This window comes from Nocardia flavorosea (assembly GCF_015477805.1).
Taxonomy (GTDB): Bacteria; Actinomycetota; Actinomycetes; order Mycobacteriales; family Mycobacteriaceae; genus Nocardia; species Nocardia flavorosea_A.
On the sequence record NZ_JADLQL010000002.1, the window covers coordinates 690,453 to 711,137 of the forward strand.

18 protein-coding genes are annotated in these 20,685 nt (G+C 67.8%); 7 read left to right on the forward strand and 11 right to left on the reverse strand.

Annotation, left to right across the window (positions count from 1 at the left end; translation table 11 throughout):
• The first annotated feature begins 77 nt into the window (after window positions 1-77).
• Window positions 78-1,196 (forward strand): alkane 1-monooxygenase, encoded by a 1,119-nt coding sequence (locus tag IU448_RS12110; RefSeq protein ID WP_416383005.1) that lies wholly within the window; start codon window positions 78-80, stop codon window positions 1,194-1,196.
• 74 nt (window positions 1,197-1,270) lie between these two features.
• On the opposite strand, the gene IU448_RS12115 is transcribed toward IU448_RS12110, so the two are convergent.
• From IU448_RS12115 to IU448_RS12135, 5 genes are read right to left on the reverse strand one after another with little or no spacing between them, the layout of a single operon-like run.
• A complete protein-coding gene (locus IU448_RS12115) occupies window positions 1,271-1,747 on the reverse strand; it encodes a hypothetical protein (RefSeq protein WP_195055654.1) in 477 nt (158 codons plus the stop codon).
• Window positions 1,744-3,018 (reverse strand): DUF58 domain-containing protein, encoded by a 1,275-nt coding sequence (locus IU448_RS12120; RefSeq protein WP_195055655.1) that lies wholly within the window; start codon window positions 3,016-3,018, stop codon window positions 1,744-1,746. The genes IU448_RS12115 and IU448_RS12120 overlap by 4 nt, the downstream gene beginning before the upstream one ends.
• Entirely contained in the window at window positions 3,015-3,977 is a 963-nt protein-coding gene (locus IU448_RS12125; RefSeq protein ID WP_195055656.1) for an AAA family ATPase, read from the reverse strand. Before IU448_RS12125 ends, IU448_RS12120 begins: the two co-directional genes overlap by 4 nt.
• Before the next feature lie 28 nt (window positions 3,978-4,005).
• On the reverse strand, window positions 4,006-4,500 hold the full coding sequence (locus IU448_RS12130) for a hypothetical protein (protein WP_195055657.1): 495 nt from the start codon (window positions 4,498-4,500) through the stop codon (window positions 4,006-4,008).
• A complete protein-coding gene (locus IU448_RS12135) occupies window positions 4,497-5,519 on the reverse strand; it encodes a DUF4129 domain-containing protein (RefSeq protein WP_228812639.1) in 1,023 nt (340 codons plus the stop codon). Before IU448_RS12135 ends, IU448_RS12130 begins: the two co-directional genes overlap by 4 nt.
• A 264-nt stretch (window positions 5,520-5,783) precedes the next feature.
• On the opposite strand from IU448_RS12135, the gene IU448_RS12140 reads away from it, so the two are divergent.
• The gene (locus IU448_RS12140) at window positions 5,784-6,344 is read left to right on the forward strand and encodes a hypothetical protein (protein WP_195055659.1); all 561 of its coding nucleotides are present in this window, start codon (window positions 5,784-5,786) and stop codon (window positions 6,342-6,344) included.
• 86 nt (window positions 6,345-6,430) lie between these two features.
• Here the strand turns inward: IU448_RS12140 and IU448_RS12145 are convergent, their stop codons facing one another.
• From IU448_RS12145 to IU448_RS12170, 6 genes are all read right to left on the reverse strand, one after another.
• Window positions 6,431-7,618 carry a lipid-transfer protein gene (locus tag IU448_RS12145; protein ID WP_195055660.1) on the reverse strand — a complete coding sequence of 396 codons (1,188 nt, stop codon included), beginning with the start codon at window positions 7,616-7,618 and terminating at the stop codon, window positions 6,431-6,433.
• Complete coding sequence (locus tag IU448_RS12150) at window positions 7,615-8,043, reverse strand: MaoC family dehydratase (protein WP_195055661.1); 429 nt, start codon at window positions 8,041-8,043, stop codon at window positions 7,615-7,617. The genes IU448_RS12145 and IU448_RS12150 overlap by 4 nt, the downstream gene beginning before the upstream one ends.
• A complete protein-coding gene (locus tag IU448_RS12155; RefSeq protein ID WP_195056253.1) occupies window positions 8,040-8,927 on the reverse strand; it encodes a bifunctional MaoC family dehydratase N-terminal/OB-fold nucleic acid binding domain-containing protein in 888 nt (295 codons plus the stop codon). Before IU448_RS12155 ends, IU448_RS12150 begins: the two co-directional genes overlap by 4 nt.
• Window positions 8,928-9,030: 103 nt before the next feature.
• Window positions 9,031-10,200, reverse strand: coding sequence for an acyl-CoA dehydrogenase family protein (locus tag IU448_RS12160; RefSeq protein ID WP_195055662.1), 1,170 nt, complete (start codon window positions 10,198-10,200; stop codon window positions 9,031-9,033).
• Window positions 10,185-11,249 (reverse strand): acyl-CoA dehydrogenase family protein, encoded by a 1,065-nt coding sequence (locus tag IU448_RS12165; RefSeq protein WP_195055663.1) that lies wholly within the window; start codon window positions 11,247-11,249, stop codon window positions 10,185-10,187. The genes IU448_RS12160 and IU448_RS12165 overlap by 16 nt, the downstream gene beginning before the upstream one ends.
• Before the next feature lie 91 nt (window positions 11,250-11,340).
• Window positions 11,341-13,521 (reverse strand): acyl-CoA dehydrogenase family protein, encoded by a 2,181-nt coding sequence (locus IU448_RS12170; protein WP_195055664.1) that lies wholly within the window; start codon window positions 13,519-13,521, stop codon window positions 11,341-11,343.
• A 131-nt stretch (window positions 13,522-13,652) separates the two neighbouring features.
• Here IU448_RS12170 and kstR point away from each other — a divergent pair, with 131 nt between their 5' ends.
• The 5 genes from kstR (at window position 13,653) to IU448_RS12195 (ending at window position 20,549) form a co-directional block, all read left to right on the forward strand.
• Complete coding sequence (gene kstR, locus IU448_RS12175) at window positions 13,653-14,297, forward strand: cholesterol catabolism transcriptional regulator KstR (RefSeq protein ID WP_195055665.1); 645 nt, start codon at window positions 13,653-13,655, stop codon at window positions 14,295-14,297.
• Between the two features lie 186 nt (window positions 14,298-14,483).
• Entirely contained in the window at window positions 14,484-17,036 is a 2,553-nt protein-coding gene (otsB, locus tag IU448_RS12180; protein WP_195055666.1) for a trehalose-phosphatase, read from the forward strand.
• A gap of 399 nt (window positions 17,037-17,435) precedes the next feature.
• Entirely contained in the window at window positions 17,436-18,320 is an 885-nt protein-coding gene (locus IU448_RS12185) for a metal ABC transporter solute-binding protein, Zn/Mn family (RefSeq protein ID WP_195056254.1), read from the forward strand.
• Between the two features lie 393 nt (window positions 18,321-18,713).
• Window positions 18,714-19,643 carry a metal ABC transporter ATP-binding protein gene (locus IU448_RS12190; RefSeq protein ID WP_195056255.1) on the forward strand — a complete coding sequence of 310 codons (930 nt, stop codon included), beginning with the start codon at window positions 18,714-18,716 and terminating at the stop codon, window positions 19,641-19,643.
• Window positions 19,644-20,549, forward strand: coding sequence for a metal ABC transporter permease (locus IU448_RS12195; protein WP_195055667.1), 906 nt, complete (start codon window positions 19,644-19,646; stop codon window positions 20,547-20,549). It begins immediately after the preceding gene.
• Window positions 20,550-20,685: the final 136 nt, after the last annotated feature.

The following is a 20,685-nucleotide window of genomic DNA, read 5'->3' on the forward strand; positions in this document are numbered from 1 at the left end:
TTCCGGTGCTCCGGCGCCCCGATCAGTCCGCGGGACTGTCCCGATCCCGCGGCGCCGGCTGGTCGCGGGCGCGGGATCTGGCGATACTCAGACGTGCGAGCGCGCGTGATCCCAAACGCTATCTGTGGATTCTGAGTACCGTCGCGCCCGGTTGCGCGCTGCTTCCGGCGCAACTGGTCGAGTTCACGGGGCTGGCGTTGTTCTGGTGGATCGGCCCGATCGTGGTGTTCGGGGTGATTCCGATCCTGGATATCGCGGTGGGCTGCGATGGCAGCAGCCCACGAGACGAGGACTACGCGGCCCTGTCCAACGATCGCTACTACCGCTGGTGCACATTTCTCTTCTTGCCGATCCAGTTCACCGGCCTGGTCATCGCGGGATATATGTGGTCGAGTCCTGAGCTACAGCTCGTCGACAAACTGGGGCTGACCGTCACGATGGGGCTCGTTTCCGGTATCGGGATCAATGCCGCCCACGAGCTCGGCCACCGGGCCGAACACCTCGAACGCCGGCTGGCGCAGATCGCCCTGGCACAGTCCGGATACGGTCACTTCTTCGTGGAGCACAACCGCGGCCACCACGTCCGGGTCGCCACCCCCGGCGATCCGGCAAGCTCCCGCTTCGGCGAGTCGTTGTGGGCGTTCATACCGCGCAGCGTGGGTGGCGGTTTCCGTTCGGCGCTGATGTTGGAACGGGATCGTCTGTCCCGCAAGGGGAAAAGATGGTTGTGCCGCGACAATCAACTGCTTCGGGCATGGTCCATGAGCGTTGCGCTGTTCGGGGTGATGATTCTCGTGTTCGGACCCGGCATCATCCCGTTTCTGGTCCTGCAGGCCGTGATCGGCATCGGATTGCTCGAGACGGTGAACTATCTCGAACACTATGGATTGCTGCGGGCGCGCCGGCCCGACGGCCGATACGAACGATGCTCACCACGCCACAGCTGGAACAGCGACCGCCTGGTGACCAACGTGTTCCTGCTCCACTTGCAACGGCACAGCGACCACCACGCCAACCCCGGCCGCCGCTATCAGACACTTCGCAGCTCGGCGGAGGCCCCGCAGCTGCCGTTCGGTTACGCCACCATGGTCCTGCTCGCCGCCGTCCCCCCGCTGTGGCGCAGGGTGATGGATCCCCGGGTCCTCGACCACTACGGCGGCGACATCACGCTCGTCAACCGGAAACCGCGCAGCTGAACCGGACGGCTGTCGGTGTCCTGCTCGACCGGAGCCGCGCAGCCGATCCGGGCCGGCGGCCCCCGGTATCCCGGTCAGCTCGGCTTCGGGCGGCCTGCGCCGGATCCGGTAACCGGATTCGCCGGACGGCGGCGGGTGGCGGTGATGCTGTAGGTGAGGATCGAGGACAGCAGAATCACCAGGATCGGCGCGATCACGGGCGACCACGCCAGTTCGATGGGCAGCGCGGCAGCGGCGGCCGCGGCGCCGGTCCAGACGACGGCCCCGATCACCGAGGGCAGGGTTGTCGGTACCACCCCGCGCGGGGCCGTGACGGTAGCGATATTCAGCAGGTAGGTGGTGGCGACCAGGCCCGCGGAGGCGGCCGCGGTCAGCCCGGTGTCGGACAAACCCAGAACTCCGATCACCAGCAGCACGGCGCCGACGGCCGCGAGGCGCCACCACCAGCCCACGATCACCAGGATGATCGCGGCGGGGGCCGCCCACGGCTGGATCAGCGCGACCAGCAGTACCAGCAGGGTTCCGGAGAGGTGGGCGAGGAATTTGGTCATCGGCGTACCCGCATCATCCGCCGGTGCCGAGGCAGCAGGCGCATGGTCTGGTCGAGCCGGGTGTCGGCCGCCCAGCCGACGATATCGACCCCGACCGTGCTCATATCGCGGTACATCGACATCCGCTCGAGCTGCCACATCTTTTCCATGGTCGGGTCGAGTTCGCCGGTGAACGGGCTGCCGCGCAGCACATCCACCGCCACCACCACGTGACCGCGTTTGCGCAGGTCGATCAGGGCAAGCGCGAATTGGGTGTCGAGCAGGGTGGAGAACGCGACGACGACCGCGCCGAGCGGGACCGCGGCCCACGGCGCGAGCGTGCCGGTGGTGGGGATGTGTTCGTCGCCGACATCGAGGACGGTGTCGACGATCCGGTAGAACTGGCGGCGGCCGATATCGGGACGCAGCCAGCGCGGCGACCGGCCCAGGCACACCACGGCGGTGCGGTCGCCGGCCTGCAACGTGGACTGCACCACCTGCGCGGCGCCGCGCACGGATAGTTCGAGCGCGTCGGTGGCCGGGCCGGGTGCCTGCTGAGAAGTGTCCACCAGGACGACCACGTCGGCGGAACGGTTGGTCAGGCGTTCGGTCACATACAGCCGGCCGCGGCGAGCGCTCACCGGCCAGTTCACGATGCGGAGCTGGTCACCGGGGGCATAGGCGCGGATATCGGCGTATTCCACGCCGGGGCCGTGCCGGCGGGTCAGGTGTACACCGAGTCGTTCGGGCAGTTCGGTGCGCGGCAGAGGTATTCGCTGAGGGTCGGTGACCGGGTAGACGAAGATTTCACCGGCGGGCAAGGTGGCGGTGGCCAGGGCCATCCCGGCCGGGCTCAATGCTTTCACCCGCACCGAGACCGGGTAGCGGCCCCACCGCTGCGCCGAAACGGTCAACCGCAACCCGGCGGGCGCCGGCCCGGAATCCGACGATTCGTCGACGGTTACCGTCATCCCCTCGGTCACCACCGGTTTACAACGCAACAGCGCATGCCCCTGGTCGACGAACGCGGCGATGCTGACCGTGACCTCCTCGCCCTCGAAACACCGCTGGGTGCCGCCGCCGTCCACCTGGATCCGGGTGCGCGAAACCTGCCACGGCGCACTGGCCAGCACCCCGAGCATGGGCGCGGCGAACACCACCAGCTGCCAGCTGGCCGAGATCACCGCGCCGAACAGCGCTACCGCCGAGGCGATGGCGAGCAGATAGGTCAGCGGGGCGGGGCGCCAGCGCAGCCTCGCCTCCACGGTGGCGGTGGCATCGCGGTGTCTCATGGCGTGGCGGCGCGCGGCACCGGGAGCCGGCGCAGGAGTTCGCCGATCACGTCCTCCCCGCGGATCCGGCGCACCCACATTTCCGGCCGCAGGGTGATGCGGTGCGCCATCGCGGGCACGGCGAGGGCTTTCACGTCTTCGGGGATGACGTAGTCGCGCCCGTTCAGCAGCGCCCGAGCCCGCGCCATCTGCACCAGATCCAGTTCCGATCGCGGACTGGCCCCGACCTCCACCTGTGCGTGGCCGCGGGTCGCCGAAGCCAGCGCCACCACATACCCCACGACATCCGGGTGCACGGAAACGAATTCGACCGCGTGCCGCATCTCCAGCAGGTCTTTGGCGTCCACCACCTGCTGTACCCGCGGCTGCACCGCACCACGTTCCAGGCGGCGCCGGATCATCTCGGTTTCGTCGAGTTCGGAGAGATACCCGATACGCAACTGGATGGCGAAACGGTCCAGCTGAGCCTCCGGCAACGGGTAGGTGCCCTCGTATTCGATGGGGTTGTCGGTGGCCAGCACGATGAACGGCTGCGGCAGCGGAAAGGTTTCGCCGTCGATGCTCACCTGTCCCTCGGCCATCGCCTCCAGCAGGGCCGCCTGTGTTTTCGGCGGCGTGCGGTTCACCTCGTCGGCGAGCAGCATATGGGTGAACACCGGGCCCCGGCGGAAGGTGAAACGGCCGGTGGACATGTCGTAGATGGTGGAGCCGAGCAGATCGGCGGGCAGCAGATCGGGGGTGAACTGCACCCGGGTGAAATCCAGGCCGAGCGCCGCCGCGAACGAGCGGGCGATCAATGTCTTGCCCAGGCCGGGCAGATCCTCGATGAGCACATGCCCGCCGGACAGGATCGCGATCATGATGAGCTGTAGCTCGTCGCGTTTACCGACCACGACCCGGGAGACCTCCCGGAGCACGGCCTCGGTGCGTTGGACAGTCGCGTCCAGGGGCATCGTCATGTGTTTACTCGCAATGCGTCGACCCATCTCACATTCTTTGCAGGCGGCTCAGGATCTCGTCCAGAGCCGCACGACCCGGCGCGGGCGTGTTCTGGTCACGCAACGCCGAATCCGCCGGATCCACCCAGCGCCACAGGTCGGCGCCGAACAGATGGATACCGGCACTTTCCAGCGCCCGCCGGTTCTTGCTGACCCGCAAACCGGCGGACAGTTGGAACTCCTTGGCCAGCAGCGGGCGCAGATGCCGATCCCAGTCGGCGCGGTTCCCGTCGGCGCGGTCGACGAGCATTCCGGCGCGGGCATGCCAGTGGCGCAGCATTTCGGCGGGCCCGTTCTCCATCTCGTCGGCGAGTTCCTTCGCTTTCTGCTCCGGGCGCAGCAGTACCCAGACGAAGCAGCACAGCGCGATCGCCACCGGCACCCCTGCGGCCATCAGCATGAATTCCCGGGCCCGCAGATAAGCCGCGATTTCGACGACGGCGACGGCGAGGATGGCGGTCACCACTATCCAGGGCCGAGTCATGGGGCCACCGTCCCGCCGGACAGGTATGCCGGCTGTCCGGGCGATTCCGGATCGGCGGCATCGGGTATCGGCGTGCCCTGAAGATCGGAGAGCACCACACGCAACAACTGTTCGGCGCGCATCCGCTGCCACTCCAGCATGGCGTGCGGGCTGAACCGGGCTTCTTCGAACAGCGCGACCAGTTCGCGGGCGGAGGCGTCGTGCAGGGCACCGTGCTCGAAGGCCCGGGCCAGCACCTCCATGGGCGTATCGGAGGCCAGCGGCGCGGCGGCGCGGGCGTGGACGAGACCGCGTTCCATCGCCAGATAGCAGGCGATGATCGCGGTGCGCGGGTCCTGGCCGGGGGCGTTCATCGCGGCCAGACCCATCTCGGCGGCTTTGACCAGGGACAGGGTTTCTTCCCGCAACTGTTCGCCGGTGATGCCCGCGGCCTCTTCGGATTCGGGTGTGCGTTCCCGGCGCTGGGTGTTCACCGTGACCACGACCAGTCCGGTCACCGCCACGGCCACCAGGGTCGCGGCGGCGGCGCTGGCCAAGATCAGCCCGGTGCCGGTGAGCACCGGCTCGTCCTCTTCCATACCGGGCGGCACAGCAGGCGGGGCGGGTTGTTCGGACCGTTGCTCCGGCGCCGTCGGAACCGCCTCGCCGGGACGCTGGAACCCGATGAAATAGACGGCGAAAACGATAGACGCCAGTACTCCGGCGACGGCCAGCACGAACAGCACGATCACCCCGGCCCGACCCAGCCGCCAGGTCTGTTCGGATTCGTCGGCGTCCAGATCGGGCATGGCCAGCGGCAGCCGGTGCTGGCTGGCGATGACCCCGGCCAGCAGCACCACGATCGATACGGTGAGCAGAACGGGCATGAGGACGACGGACAGCACGGCGGGGGCGCCGTCGGCACCTTCCGCCGGATTTTCCGGCATCCCCGGAATATGGCCGCGCAGCGCGACGACAGCGCAGAACAGCAGCGCGAACACCGCCACAATGCGCGCGATCAGCGCCCGCGACCCGGCCAAAACTTCGACTCCACCATGTTTACTGCCAAGAACTGCCACATATTTACATGCCGGACGGCCGGTCCGGGAGAGAATCGACAATAGGAAATGACGAGTTTTGCACCGTTACCAGATCCTCGCCGGCAAACCCACTGACGATTGAGTGATCGACAGTTATATCTTGTTCCCCGCTGTGAAAACTCACAAGCGACCGGGCCCAGAGCTGCCGCGCCGGTCACCTGCTCTGGGGCGACCCGGCCCACTCAGCCTCTCCAGGAAGAACCAGTGACACCGCATTCCCTCGAGTTCTACATGCACGTGATCGCGTCCGGAACCGTCCTCGGCGCCAAACCGACGGACACCCCCGACCAGGTCACCGCGATCCTGGGCTCCGACTACGCCGAGAATTCCCTCGACGGCCGAAGCATGTGGCGCGACTACGGAATGGTCGAGTTCTTCTGGTTCCGGGAATCACGCGACAGCCCGTGGAAGGGCCAGCACTTCACCCTGCAAGTTCATCGGCTTTCCTACGGCGGCAGCACGGTCAACCGGGTGATTCTCGACCGGTACGGCCGCTTCGACCGCCGCCTTCGCTTCGACAAACTGGCGCGGCTGCTGGCCAAGCGCGGCGTGCACACGGAGGACATCCCACATCCCGGCAATCCGGCCCACACCCTGCACTGGCAACCTGGTTCTCAGGTCTCCGTCATGGTGTGCCGGTCTCCTGGGGAGGGAAAGCGTCGTCGCGGCGGTGCACATATCGGTGACGTGTCTACCGTCTCATCGTCGACGAGTGCCGAGCAGGTGGCCTGGTTCCGGTCGCGCTACGGCGGTCACAACATTTAGCCCATCCGATGTCTCGGGTTCAGGGTCCGAGCCGACGCCTGATCGGTCCGCCGCCGCCTGGCGCCTGCTCAGACCCTGACAACTGCTCAGGCGTCGGCGCTGAGCACCAATCCCGAAGTCGGCACCCCGGTACCCGCGGTGACCAGTACGTTCTCCACATTCTCGACCTGGTTCACCGAAGTTCCGCGCAATTGCCGGACCCCTTCGGCGATACCGTTCATCCCGTGGATATACGCTTCACCCAATTGTCCGCCGTGGGTGTTGACGGGAAGTTTTCCACCGATTTCGATCGCGCCGTCGGCAATGAAATCCTTCGCCTCGCCGCGCCCGCAGAATCCCAGTTCCTCCAATTGCATGAGCACAAAAGGAGTGAAGTGGTCGTACAGAATTGCGGTCTGGATATCGCCGGGGCGTAAACCGCTCTGTTCCCACAACTGGTCGCCGACGAGTCCCATTTCCGGAAGCCCGGTGAGCGCGTCGCGGTAGTAGCTGGTCATCACGTACTGGTCGGCTCCGCTGCCCTGGGCGGCGGCGGTGATCACGGCGGCCGGGTTGGGCAGATCGCGGGCCCGTTCCACACTGGTCACCACGATCGCGACCCCGCCGTCGGATTCCTGGCAGCAGTCCAGCAGATGCAGCGGTTCGGCGATCCAGCGCGATTTCTGGTGGTCTTCGAGAGTGATCGGCTTGTTGTAGAAGAAGGCGTTCGGGTTGACCGCGGCGTGTTTACGGTCCGCGACGGCGACCCGCCCGAAATCGGCGCTGGTCGCGCCGTAGACGTGCATATAGCGGCGCGCCACCATCGCGACCTGCGCGGCGGGCGTACCCAGGCCGTGCGGATACGACCAGCCGGCATCGATCCCAGAGGAGGTCGGCGCAGCGGCCAGCGAGGTGGAGAACTGCCCGAACCGCGATACCGACCGTTCGTTGAACGCCCGGTATGCCACCACCACATCCGCGACACCGGTGGCCACCGCCATCGCCGCCTGCTGCACGGTGGCGCAGGCCGCGCCACCGCCGTAGCCGATATGGCTGAAGAACTTCAGTTGTGGAATACCCGTGGCCCGCGCGACCGCGACCTGCAGGTTCGTATCCATGGTGAAGGTGGTCAGGCCGTCGACGTCGGCGGGGGTGAGTCCGGCGTCGGCGAGCGCGGCGGTGACCGCCTCCGCGGCCAGCCGCAGTTCGCTGCGGCCGGATTCCTTGGAGAAATCGGTGGCGCCGATTCCCGCGATGGCGGCCCGGCCGGACAGTGGGTGATCCGAGTTGCTCATTGGGTACCTCCGCCGCAGCGCGCGATATCGATGACGGCCTTCGCGACGATGTGATCGCCGAGACTGTCCTTGCCGATCACTTCGAGGCTCACCTCGGAACCTTCGATGGCCGTCACCTTGCCGGTGAGGGTGAGGGTGTCGTAGGCATACAGCGGCACGCCGAGGCGCAGCGATATGGATTTCACCACCGTGCTCGGGCCCGCCCAGTCGGTGACGAACCGCTGGACCAGGCCGGTATCGGTGAGGATATTGACGAAAATATCCTTGGAGCCGCGCTCGATCGCCTTGTCCCGGTCGTGGTGCACATCCTGGAAGTCGCGGGTGGCCAGGGCGGTGCTGATCACGAAGGTCGGGTCGGCGTGGATCGACAGTTCGGGCAGTTGGGTACCCACCGCGACCGTCGCCGGATCGAATGTTGTCGTCACGGGATCACCTTCCAGAACGGCAGCACCGTATCGTCGTCCAGTTTTTCGTAATCGGCGATTACGGGCAGCCCCACCTCGACCTTCTCGGGTTCGATACCGCGCAGTTCGCCCAGCATCCGCACCCCTTCCTCGAGTTCCACCAGCGCCACCACGAACGGCAGGTTGCGGCCGGGAACCTTGGGTGCGTGGTGCACCACGAAACTGAACACGGTGCCCTTACCGGAGGCGACGACATAGTCGACCGGTTCGGTCTTGTCCTGCCAGATCGCGGGGACGGGCGGGTGACGCAGCGTACCGTTGGGCAGCTTCTGGATGCGCAGCTCGCCGGCTTTGGCGCCTTCCCAGAAGAATTCGGTGTCGTGCGAGACCAGCGGGCGTACGCGGTCGGCGAGCGACGGTTTCGGGGGCGCACCGGTGCCGGGTGCGAATTTCAGGATGCGGAACAGCATTTCGGTGACGAGTTCGTCGCCGACGTACCAGCTGGTGCGGTAGGTGAGGAAGAACCCCTCCCCCAGCCCGGTTTTCTTCGGGCCCACGACGCTGTCCAGCGCGCTGGTGATGCTCACCTCTTCGCCGGGCCGCACGTAGCGGTGGTAGATCTGCTCACAGTTGGTGCCGACCACCGAGGTGTAGCCCGCGGAATCGAGCAGGGCGTTGGTGGCCTCCATGGGATCGTCGGCCGGGCGGCGGCCGCCCAGACCCAGCATGGTCCACACCTGGGCCATGGCGGGCGGCGCGACGATCCCGTCGAACCCGGCGGCCTTGGCGGCGGCCTCGTCGACGTACACCGGGTTGGTATCGCCCAGGGCCTCCACCCAGTTGTTGATCATCGGCTGGTTCACCGGATCACGGCCGAGCCGGGGCGCACTGGCGCCGGCGGCCATGATCTTCTCCGCGGCCGCGGTGATCTCTTCCGGAGTACTTGTATCCGGCAAGGAACTGCTCCTTAGGGATAGAGGGTGGGGCACGGGATCCGGCCGAACCCGGTCAACGGGGCACCCGGGGCAGCTTCAGGCCCGCGGAGGCGACGAGTTCGCGCATCACCTCGTTGACGCCACCGCCGAAGGTCACCACCAGGTTCTGTTTGGTGCGCCGGTCCAGCCAGCCGAGCAGTTCCGCGGTGGCCGGGTCGGCCGGGTCGCCGAAACGGCCCACGACCTCTTCGGCCAGCCGGCCGGCTTCCTGCAGCGATTCAGTGGAGAAGATCTTGGTCGCCGACGCGTCCGCGATGACCTGGGACTGATCCGTGTCCGGGCTCTCCGCGGTCGCCGCCACCTGCCAGTTCAACAACTCGTTGAGCCTGGTCATGGCATGGATTCGGCCCAGCGCGCGCTGCGCCTCGGGTTCGTCGAGGATCGCCCGCGGCTCGGCCCAATCGCGGACCTTGTCGTAGAGCTGTTCGATCTTGCCGGACGGCCCCAGGCTCACCCGCTCGTGGTTGAGCTGGGTGGTGATCAGCCGCCAGCCCTTGTTCTCCTCGCCCACCAGCATGCTCGCCGGAACCTTGACGTCGTCGAAGTAGGTGGCGTTGGTGTGGTGCGCGCCGTCGGCGGTGATGATCGGGGTCCAGGAATACCCGGGGTCGGAAGTATCGGCGATCAGGATGGTGATGCCGCGATGCCGGGATTCCACCGAACCGGTTCGGCAGGCCAGCCAGATGTAGTCGGCCTCGTGCGCGCCGGTGGTGAAGATCTTCTGGCCGTTGACGACCCAATCGCCGGATTCGTCCTTGACCGCGCTCGTCCGCAGTGCTGCGAGATCGGTGCCGGCTTCCGGTTCGGAATAGCCGATGGCGAAATGGATATCGCCGGACAGGATCCCGGGCAGGAACTTCTCCTTCTGTTCCTGCGTGCCGAACTGCTGCAAGGTCGGGCCGACGGTCAGCAGGGTGACCAGCGGCAGTGGAACATCGGCGCGGGACGCCTCGTTGTAGAAGATCTGCTGTTCGACCGGCCCGTACCCGTGCCCGCCGTACTCCTTCGGCCAGCCGACACCGAGCCAGCCGTCGTGGCCCATCCGCCGGACCACGGCGCGATAGGCGTCGCCGTGCCGGTTGTCCAGCATTTCGGCGGCCTCTTCCGGGGTGACGAGATCGGCGAAGTAGGCGCGCAGATCGTCACGGAGTTTGCGTTGTTCGCTGGTCAGATCGATGAACACCCTGCCCCCAATCGTTCGAGCCGCAGTGCGGCGCCGCCCAGCCAGCGGGCGATGTCCTTGGACTGTGAGTAATAGCGGTGCATGGAGTGGGTGACATCCACTCCGATACCGCCGTGCAGGTGATGACACTTCTGCATGGCGCGCGGCAGCTCCGCGGCCACGGTGTAGGCCAGCACGTTCAGATCGTCGTCGATCCGCTGCTGGTGTTCGGGGCTCGGATCGCTCTGCCCCAGCGCCCAGTTCGCGGAAACCGCCGCGACGTGCAGGGTACGCGACACCACGTACAGGTCCGCGATCTGCTGCGCGACGGCCTGGAACTCCGCCAGCGGCCGGTTGAACTGCTGCCGGGTGCCCACATGCGCGGCAGTGAGTTTCACCGCGCCGGAGAGCAGGCCGTCCGCGACGGCGCCGATGGCGGCCAGCACGATCCGGTGCAGGTGCGAGCCCGCATCGGACAGCAAGCGGTCGGCCGGAATCTGCACCCCGTCCAGTTTCACCGAGAACTCGGGAAGCCCACCGGATACCGAGGACGGTGCAAGCGACAGGCCCGCCGCCTTCGCATCGACGACGGCCACCCCGGATTCCGTGGTGACCAGCAGCCACCGGGCCTGATCGGCGCAGGGCACCGCCACCTTGTATCCGGTGATCCGCACCGTATCGCCGGATACCTCGGCCTTCGTGGTGGGCTCGGTGGTCAACGGCGCACCGGGCTCGCTGATGGCCGCGGTGAGCACCGCGCCCTCGGCGACCGCCGGGAACACTTCCGCCGCCACACTCTCCGGTACCGCGCCCAGCAGGGGCAGCACCCCGAACCCCAGAGTGGGCAGAGCGGGCGCGGCCACCGCGTCGGTGGCCAGTTCGGTCAGCAGTACCGATATCGCGTCGATACCCATATCGTCGCCACCGAACCGCTCCGGTAGCGCTACCGACAGCAGTCCGGTCGCCGCCAGTTTCGGCCACAGCTCGCCGTCGCGCGCCGCCTCCCGCTCCAGGAGTCCGACGACGACCTCCGCCACCGCCTCCTGAGCTTCGTCTCGGGTGAAGTCCACGTTCTGCTCTCCAGTCGTCGCACGAACTGGGCGTACCTTCGCATCCGCTCCGGCCATGCGCGGATTACGGATGGGCTGCGCCCAACAGCACTCATTTAACGGCCGCGTCGCGGGGCAAGCCCAGGATCCGCTCGGCGGCCACGGTCAACAGGATCTGCTCGGTTCCGCCCGCAATCGACAGACAGCGGGTGAGCAGAAATTCCGAGGTGTCCTCGGTCGTTCGCGCACCGGCCGGGCCGGCCACCTGTACCGCGAACTCGGCGACCGCCTGCCGGTGCCGGACGCCCACCAATTTGCGCACACTGCTCTGCGCGCTCGGATCGGCGCCGGCCAGGATCCGCACCGCCGCGCGCTGTTCCAGCAACAGTCCGGCGATCGCGTCGGCGACGAAACCGCCCAGCCGGTCGTTGATCAGTTCCGAACCCCGCCCGGTGGCCGGCAGTTTGGTGATCAGTTCCTCCAGCGCGGGGCCGATACCGTTACCGCTCATGGCGACCCGCTCCGCCGACAATGTGGAGCGAGCGATCTTCCAGCCGTTGCCGAGCGCGCCGACCACACAGTCGTCCGGGACGAACACCTCGTCGAGGAACACCTCACTGAAGCGTGCCTCGCCGGTGATCTGCACCAGCGGCCGGATATCGATACCGGCACTGCGCATATCGACCAGGAAGTAGCTGATGCCTTTGTGTTTCGGTGCGGCCGGATCGGTGCGGGCCAGGCAGATCGCCCAGTTCGCTTCCTTCGCCAGCGAAGTCCACACCTTCTGGCCGCGCAGGATCCAGCCGCCCTCGGTGCGTTCGGCGCTGGTGCGCAGTGCGGCGAGGTCGGAACCGGCGCCGGGCTCGCTGAACAGCTGACACCAGACCACTTCGCCGCGCAGGGTCGGCCAGGCGAAACGCTCGATCTGCTCGGGCGTTCCATGTTGCAGCAGGGTCGGGACGGCCCAGCCGCCGATGGTCAGATCGGGTACCGCGACACCCGCGCGGCGCAGTTCCTCGGAGATCACCAGACCGGTCATCGGATCGGCCGCGCGACCGTAGGGCTTCGGCCAATGCGGCATGATCAGGCCGGTCTCGGCCAGCGCGGTGCGCTGTTCATCGGCCGGCAGCGCGGCGATCCGGGCCACTTCGGTGGTGAGTTCGTCGGTTACGGCGCCGGTATCGGTTCCACCCACTGCGGCCGCATCGGCGAACACCCGGTCGGCGCCCGTGGTCCGCCGCTTCCCGGCGCGAGTCAGTTCGGCGACCCGGCCACGCCAGTAGGAACCACCGCCGAGCAATTGGCGCAATGCCACCGTCCGGCGCAGATACAGGTGCGCGTCGTGTTCCCAGGTGAATCCGATACCGCCGAGCACCTGGATGCAATCCTTGGCGGTTTCCACCGCGGCGTCGAGACTGATGGACGCGGCGATGGCGGCGGCAATGGGCAGTTCGGCGGCGCCGGTGTCCACGGCGGCCGCGGCATCGGCGGCGACCGCCCGGATGAGTTCGGTGCGGCACAGCATCCACGCGCAGATATGCTTCACGGCCTGGAAGGAGCCGATACTGCGACCGAACTGCTCGCGGACCTTCGCGTATTCGACAGCCGTGGACAGGCACCAACCGGTCACGCCCGCGAGTTCGGCGACGGCGAGCGCGACCAGCAGATCCTCGACGGCGTAGGCGGGCGCGAACAGTGCCGCGGCGTCCACCCGTACATCGGTGCAACGCACCCGGGCCAGCGGGGTCGCGAGGTCGAGTGGTTCCAGTGGTTCCAGTTGCAGCCCGGCCGTATCCGGCGACAGCAGGCACCAGCGCCGGCCCTCCGCGGTATCGACCGGAAGCAGCACCGCGGTACCGGATTCGGCACCGAGCACCGTTTCCCAGGTACCGCTCAGCAGGCTCGCGTCGCCGCCCGAGCGGAGCTGCGGCGCCCCCGCCGGCTCGGCATCCTCGGCGACGACCGTATCCAGCGCGACCCCGCAGGGCTGGTCCTCCGGTAGCGCACCGGCCGTTACGTAGCCGGCCACCGCCGTCGTCAGCACGGGGCCGCCGACCAGGTCGTGTGCCGCTTGTTCGAGGAAAACGGCCAGATCGGTCACCGATCCGCCCGCGCCTCCGGCCTCTTCGGCCACCGCTACCTGGAAGATTCCGAGCTCGGTCAGCGTTGGCCAGTACGAACGCCAGAAGCCGGTGGTCCCGGCCCGCATTGTTGCAATCGGTTGCGCCGCTGCGGCCCATCCGCTCATCGACTGTTGAACGGCTTTATGCTCGTCAGTGGTGGCGATGGTCACAGTCCATACCGCCTTTCCGGCGTGACTCCCACACCTAGAACATGTTCTAATATCCACGGCGGGCGGAAGTCAAGACACGATCCCACCGGCCGCGCTCGTGCTCGACCACGTCACGGAAAGGACTCCCCTCCATGGCCAGCCCCTCCCGTTCCCGGCCCGGCGATTCGGATGCGGCCCCGGTCGCGCCCGTCACCACGCTGCGGGAGGACGAACTGAGTTCGGCGGCTCAGCGCGAGCGGCGCAAGCGGATCCTGGATGCCACCCTGGCCCTCGCTTCCAAGGGCGGCTACGACGCGGTACAGATGCGGGCCGTCGCCGAGCGGGCCGATGTCGCGGTGGGCACCCTGTACCGGTACTTCCCGTCCAAAGTGCACTTACTGGTCTCGGCCCTGGCCCGGGAGTTCGAACAGTTCGAAGGCAAACGCAAACCGCTGGCCGGCAAATCGCCGGAGGAGCGGATGCATATGCTGCTCTCCCAGATCACCCGCATGATGCAGCGCGACCCGCTGCTCACCGAGGCCATGACCCGCGCGTTCATGTTCGCCGATGCCTCCGCGGCCGCCGAGGTGGACCGGGTCGGCAAGGTGATGGACCGAGTCTTCGCCCGCGCCATGAACGACGGCGACCCCACCGAACGCCAGCTCGCCATCGCCCGTGTCATCAGCGATGTGTGGCTGTCGAACCTGGTCGCGTGGCTCACTCGCCGGGCCTCGGCGACCGATGTCTCCGAACGTCTCGAACTGACTGTCGACCTGCTGCTCGGCAGCCGCTCCTGATCGGCAAGTCCCGGCCGTCCCGCAACCTGCGGAGACCCCCGTCGCACCGCCCCGGCAGCTACCATGATCCGTGTGGGCTGCGCAGGCAGCCGCCCGCACTTCCCGCCGAATCGGACGGGCGATGATGACACAGTATTGTCATGCGCGCCCCCTCTTAACGAAAACTCCGATCAATAGGTTGGATGCGTGAGCGCACAGGATCTGCCACTGGAACTCCGCCGAGCGCTGGCGACAGTCGCGCGCGTGCCTCGGCTGCTGGTCGCATCGGATTACGACGGGACTCTCGCGCCCATCGTCTCCGATCCGGCCAAGGCGTACCCGCACGGTGAGTCCGTCCGGGCCTTACGCGCGCTGGCCGGACTCACCGGCACCACGGCCGCGGTCATCTCCGGCCGCGCCCTACGCGACCTCGCCGCACTGTCACGACTGCCGGTAGAGGTGCAGTTGATCGGCAGCCATGGCTCGGAATTCGACGTGGGTTTCGTCCACGCCATCGACAACGACGCCAGGCAACTACTGCGTGAAGTGGTCACAGCCCTGAGCAAGATCGCCGCGGAGAATCCCGGCGCGTCGGTGGAGGCCAAACCGGCCAGTGTCGCGCTGCATGTACGCAACGCGGCACCGGAGATCGGGCGCCGCGCGCTCGACCAGGCCCGGCAGGGCCCGGCATCCTGGGTCGGCGTCCAGGTGACCGAGGGCAAAGCGGTGATCGAACTCGCCGTGGTCCCCACGGACAAGGGTTCCGCGCTGAGCACCGTACGACACCAGGAAGGCGCCTCGGCCGCGGTGTTCTTCGGCGACGACGTCACCGACGAGAAAGCCTTCCGGGTGCTGTGCGGTCCCGATATCGGGATCAAGGTCGGCGACGGCGAATCACTGGCCAAATACCGGGTGGACAGCACCGAGGCGGTCTCGCACGCATTGGCCTACCTGCTCGAGGAGCGCCGTACCTGGCTGGCCGGGGCCAGCGCCCCGCCGATCGAACGCCTGAGCATGCTGGCCAGCCCGCGCTCGGTGGCATTGCTGACCCCGGACGCCACGGTGACCTGGTTCTGCCATCCCGAACCGGATTCCGCGGCGGTATTCGCGCATCTGCTCGGCGGCGTCGACGCCGGCCATTTCTCGATCACGCCGCAGCGGCCAGGTCTGCCGCTCTCGCAGCGGTACGTCGAGAGCACCATGACCGTGGAGACCCGCTGGGCGAAACTGTCGGTCGTCGACTATCTGCCGCACGACGTGGACCCCAACCGCACCGACCTCACCCGCGTCATCACCGGCACCACCTCGGCCCAGGTGACCTTCGCGCCCCGGCCCGAATTCGGCCAGGTTCCGGTATCGATCGAGGTGGAACGCGACGGACTGCGGGTATGGGGCACCAACGACCCGGTGGTACTGCGCTCCCCCGGGGTCGCCTGGGAGATCCACAGCGACGGCGTACACGATTCGGCCACCGCCGTCGTAGACCCCTCCCAGGGCCCGGTGGTCCTGGAGCTGCGCTGCGGTTCGAAAGATCTGGGCCCGGCCGCGACCAGCGAACCCGAACGCCGCCGGATGGCGGAACTCTACTGGTCGGAATGGGCGCGGACGCTGGACCTGCCGGCCCTCAAACCCGATCTCATGAAGCGTTCCGCGCTCACCCTGCGCGGTCTGGTGCACGCCCCGTCCGGTTCCATTCTGGCGGCGGCCACAACATCGCTGCCCGAGGATATCGGCGGGGTACGCAACTGGGACTACCGCTATTGCTGGTTGCGTGATGCCGCGTTGACCGCGAGCGCGCTGGTGTCGCTGGGTTCGCTGGGCGAAGCCGAGCAGTACCTGGACTGGGTGCACCGCGTCTTGGAAACCCTGCCCGGCCCCGAACGGCTGCATCCGCTGTACACCATCTACGGCGAAACGCTGCCCCCGGAAGCTGTGATCGACCAGCTGCCCGGCTATGCGGGATCGCGCCCGGTCCGCGTCGGTAACGCGGCGAATATGCAGGTGCAGCTGGATGTGTTCGGGCCGATCGTGGACCTGATCACCAGTCTCGCCCACGCCCGGGAGAAGCAGGGCATCACCGACCCCCGCAAGGTGCTGCCCGACGCGGATTGGGAACTGGTGCATGCCATGGTGTCGGCGGTGCAGCGGCGCTGGACCGAACCCGACCACGGCATCTGGGAGATCCGCGGCAACCCCCGTCACCACGTGTATTCGAAGGTGATGGGCTGGCTCACGGTCGACCGCGCGCTCACCCTCGCCGAGAAGTTCGACCGCCCGGTCGACGCCGACTGGGCGCCGCTGCGCGAAACCATCGCCGAAGAGGTGAAAGTCAAGGGCTGGAACGACGAGGTCCAGTCCTACACCGCCGCCTACGACGGCACCGACCTCGACGCGGCGACCCTGCATATCGGACTCAGCGGCCTGATCGATCCCGCCGACCCCCGGTTCGCGGCGACCGTGGTGGCCACCGAAGCCGAATTGCGCAGCGGTTCGACCGTCTACCGGTACCACCACGACGACGGACTGCCCGGCGGCGAAGGCGGATTCCACCTCTGCGCGGCCTGGCTGGTGGAGGCCTATCTGCTGATCGGTAAACGGTCCGACGCCGAAGCGCTGTTCGCGCAGCTCGTGAACGTGGCGGGTCCGACGGGGCTGCTCAGCGAGGAATACGACCCGGTCGCCGAGCGGTCCCTGGGCAACCATCCCCAGGCGTACAGTCACCTGGGCCTGCTCCGTTGCGCCCAGTTGCTCGGCGTCTGAGCGGTAACGGGCAGAGCTCACCCAGCGGACTCGCCGGAAGAGTTCGGTATCGACCGGCCCCGCTCGTCGAGCGCCGCCTCGGGGTACATCGAGTACCCCGAGGCACGCCGAGGTCAGCGAGGCACACAGAGCCGGCAGCCCGAACGACCCCCCCGTGGGGTAGTCGCCGGGCCGCGGTCAGTTCAGTAGGAAACATGGCGGGCGGCCACAACCAGCCGAAGGCGCCGAGTCCAGCGAGGCGCTGAAAGGTTTCGGCCCGTCCGAGGGCGCTGAGCCCCGCGCCGCCGCAGGTGGCGCAAAGTAAAAACACCGCACGGTCGGTTCGGGGAGACTCTCGCTGCCTGCTAAAGTGAAACGGAAACGATTTCCATTAAACTCTTTGGTAGGTACCTCGTGTTTCTGAAAGCCACCCGAAGCGCCTTACTGCTCACTGCCGGCGTGGCGACGGCCGCGGCCCTTACCGCCTGTGGTGACAACGGCGACGATTCGGGCAAACCGCAGGTGGTCGCATCCACCAATGTCTGGGCCGATATCGCGAGCGCGGTGGCCGGGCCCGACGCGGAAGTCTCGGCGATAATCTCCGATCCCGCCGCCGATCCGCATTCCCACGAAACCTCCGCCGCCGAATCCGCGCAGATCAGCGACGCCGATCTGGTGGTGTACAACGGCGGCCACTACGACGAGTTCATGGCGAAGGCGATCGAGGGCCGAGGGCAGCGCGCCGTCGAAGCCGTCGCTACCCGTGACATCGCCATCCAGGACGATACGAACGAACACGTCTGGTACGACATGGAGACCGTCGCGCTGGTAGCCGAACAGATCGGCACCGCACTGGGCGAACTGGATCCCGCGCACGCGCAGGGATACATCGATCGCGCCGCCGAGTTCACCGGCCGGCTCGACGCGGTCACCGCCCTCACCGACCGGACCGCGGACGCCCACCCCGGCACGCCGGTGCTGCAAACCGAACCACTGGCGTACTACCTGCTCCAAGACGCCGGTACGGTCGACCGGACACCGCGCGACTACCAGGAAGCGATCGAACAGGAAACCGATCCCGCCGCCGCGGCCGTGGCCGCGACCCGGGATCTCATCGACGGCCGCCAGGTCGATGTGCTGATCTACAACGTACAGACCGAGGACACGGTCAGCCAGGATCTGCGGGCAGCAGCCGACGCGGCCGGAATCCCGGTGGTCGAGGTCACCGAGACGCTGCCGCCGGGACTCGATTTCGTGACCTGGCAGACCCGCAATGCCGAAGCGCTGGCCGACGCCCTCGGCTGACCCCGGCCCCAGAGCAACGAACGGATGCAACCGATGAGCGAAACCGCGTCGGCAAACGGTCGCGGCACACCCGGCGCCGATACCGCCTTGCCCGCGGACGCGGAGGCGGCGGAGGCCGGTAACCGCCGGGCCGGAAACGGTGCCGGTCCGGCCCCCGGAGGTCCGCGGCACACCGGACCACCCGAAGGGCAGGCCACCGGCCGGCACGACACCACCTCCCCGCACGGACGGCACATCGCATCTCTCGACGGGCACAGCACCGACAAGCGCGGGAACGCACTTCCCAACGGACGAGGCCCCACCGCCCCCAACGGGCAGGACATCGAGTCCCCCGACGCGCAAGGCACCACATCGCCCGACGCGCAGGGCATCACATCGCCCGGTGCGCAGGGCATCACATCGCCCGGTGCGCCGGGTACCGGGGCGACCTCCGAGCCCGCGACCGAACCGGCCGTATCACTCGAAGCGGCAACCCTTGCGTTCGGCGACCGTGTGCTGTGGCGCGAACTGGATCTCAGCGTCGCCCGGGGCGAGTTCATCGCCGTACTCGGGCCGAACGGCTCCGGTAAGACCTCCCTGCTGCGGGTGCTGCTGGGTCAGCTCACCCTGTCGGCCGGGCGGGCCCGTATCGGCGGGGCCGAACCGCGCGCCGGGCATCCCGATATCGGCTATATCCCACAGCAACGCACTATCGACGCAGGTGTGCAGCTACGCGGCACCGACCTGGTCGGCCTCGGGGTGGATGGGCATCGCTGGGGGCTCGGCTTGCGTGGACGCGCGGAACGCCGCCGCAAGGTCGCGGCCGCCATCGCCGATGTCGGTGCCGGAAAATTCGCGCGGGCGCCGCTGGAGAGCATGTCCGGCGGCGAACAGCAGCGGCTGCGTGTGGCGCAGGCGCTGGTCGGCGACCCCGCGGTCCTGCTGTGCGACGAACCGCTGCTCAGCCTCGACCTGGCCAGCCAGCAACTCGTCTCCGGCCTGATCGACCGGCGGCGCCGCGAACACGGCACCGCGGTGTTGTTCGTCACTCACGAAATCAACCCGATCCTGCCGCTGGTGGACCGGGTGCTCTACCTCGTCGACGGGAAGTTCCGGATCGGCACCCCGGACGAGGTGATGACCTCGGCGGTGCTGTCCGAGCTGTACCAGACCGACGTCGATGTACTGCGCGTCCGCGGCCGCCTGGTCGTGGTCGGAACCGGCGACACGATGGACGCGCTCGGCACGGCCGGCGCCCACTGCCACGGCGACCCCGGCACCCCGCACACCCCCGACCCGGCCGGCACCGACACCGTCCGGCAACTCCGACAGGCACACACCTAGATGGACAAGCTCTCCGACGTACTGGCCGAGATCTTCGATCTACAGACCACCGTCCACCTGCTCGGCTACGACTTCGTCCAGCAGGCCGTACTCGCCGCGGCACTGCTGGGACTGCTCGCCGGGGCCATCGGACCGCTGATCATCAGCCGGCAGATGTCTTTCGCCGTCCACGGCACCAGCGAACTCTCGCTCACCGGCGCCGCCGCCGCACTGCTCGTCGGCGCCGGGATCGGTATCGGCGCAATCGTCGGATCGGTGGTCGCGGCGGTACTGTTCGGCGTACTCGGCACCCGGGCACGGGAACGCGACTCGGTGATCGCGGTGGTGCTGTCGTTCGGTCTCGGCCTCTCGGTGCTGTTCCTGTGGCTCGGCCCCGAACGCGCGGGATCGAAGTTCTCCCTGCTCACCGGACAGGTTGTCAGTGTCGGCTTCAGCGGATTGACGCTACTGGCCACCTGCACCGCGGCGGTACTGGCGGTCCTCGCCGTCGTCTACCGGCCACTCCTGTTCGCCAGCACCGACCCCGAGGTCGCGGTGGCGCGCGGGGTCCCGGTGCGGGCCCTGTCGATCCTGTTCGCGGTGATGCTCGGGATCACCGCCGCGTTCGGGGTGCAGATCGTGGGCGCACTGCTGGTCCTCGCCCTGCTCATAACCCCGGCGGCCGCCGCCGCGCAACTCACCGCCGATCCGGTGCGGGCCACGGTGCTCGCGGTGATCTTCGCCGAGGTCGCCGCGGTCGGCGGGATCTTGCTGTCGCTCGCCCCGGGCGCCCCGGTATCGACCTTCGTCACCACGATCTCGTTCCTGATCTACCTGGTCTGCCGGGTGATCGGCGCCCGGCAGCGTTCATCGCGCCGCATCCGGAACCGTGACGCGGAGGGCTTGGTATCCCCGGTGTCGGGGTAGCCCCTTCGGCTGAGCGGTGTGATTTCGGAGCCGTCGGTGCCGCCGAAGCGCAACCGGGTGCGACCGCCGGCATTTGCTCCCCGAGGCAGGACGCCGTTCCGGGTGCTGCGGAGGGATGTCGACCGAGGTATCGGGA

Excerpts from the sequence above, each read along its gene's own strand:
- IU448_RS12145 (WP_195055660.1), bottom strand. The coding sequence starts at position 7,618 with ATGAGCAACTCGGATCACCCACTGTCCGGCCGGGCCGCCATCGCGGGA.
- IU448_RS12155 (WP_195056253.1), bottom strand. The coding sequence starts at position 8,927 with ATGGCCGCCGGCGCCAGTGCGCCCCGGCTCGGCCGTGATCCGGTGAAC.
- IU448_RS12125 (WP_195055656.1), bottom strand. The coding sequence starts at position 3,977 with ATGACGATGCCCCTGGACGCGACTGTCCAACGCACCGAGGCCGTGCTC.
- IU448_RS12130 (WP_195055657.1), bottom strand. The coding sequence starts at position 4,500 with ATGACTCGGCCCTGGATAGTGGTGACCGCCATCCTCGCCGTCGCCGTC.
- IU448_RS12195 (WP_195055667.1), top strand. The coding sequence starts at position 19,644 with ATGGACAAGCTCTCCGACGTACTGGCCGAGATCTTCGATCTACAGACC.
- IU448_RS12115 (WP_195055654.1), bottom strand. The coding sequence starts at position 1,747 with ATGACCAAATTCCTCGCCCACCTCTCCGGAACCCTGCTGGTACTGCTG.
- IU448_RS12120 (WP_195055655.1), bottom strand. The coding sequence starts at position 3,018 with ATGAGACACCGCGATGCCACCGCCACCGTGGAGGCGAGGCTGCGCTGG.
- kstR (WP_195055665.1), top strand. The coding sequence starts at position 13,653 with ATGGCCAGCCCCTCCCGTTCCCGGCCCGGCGATTCGGATGCGGCCCCG.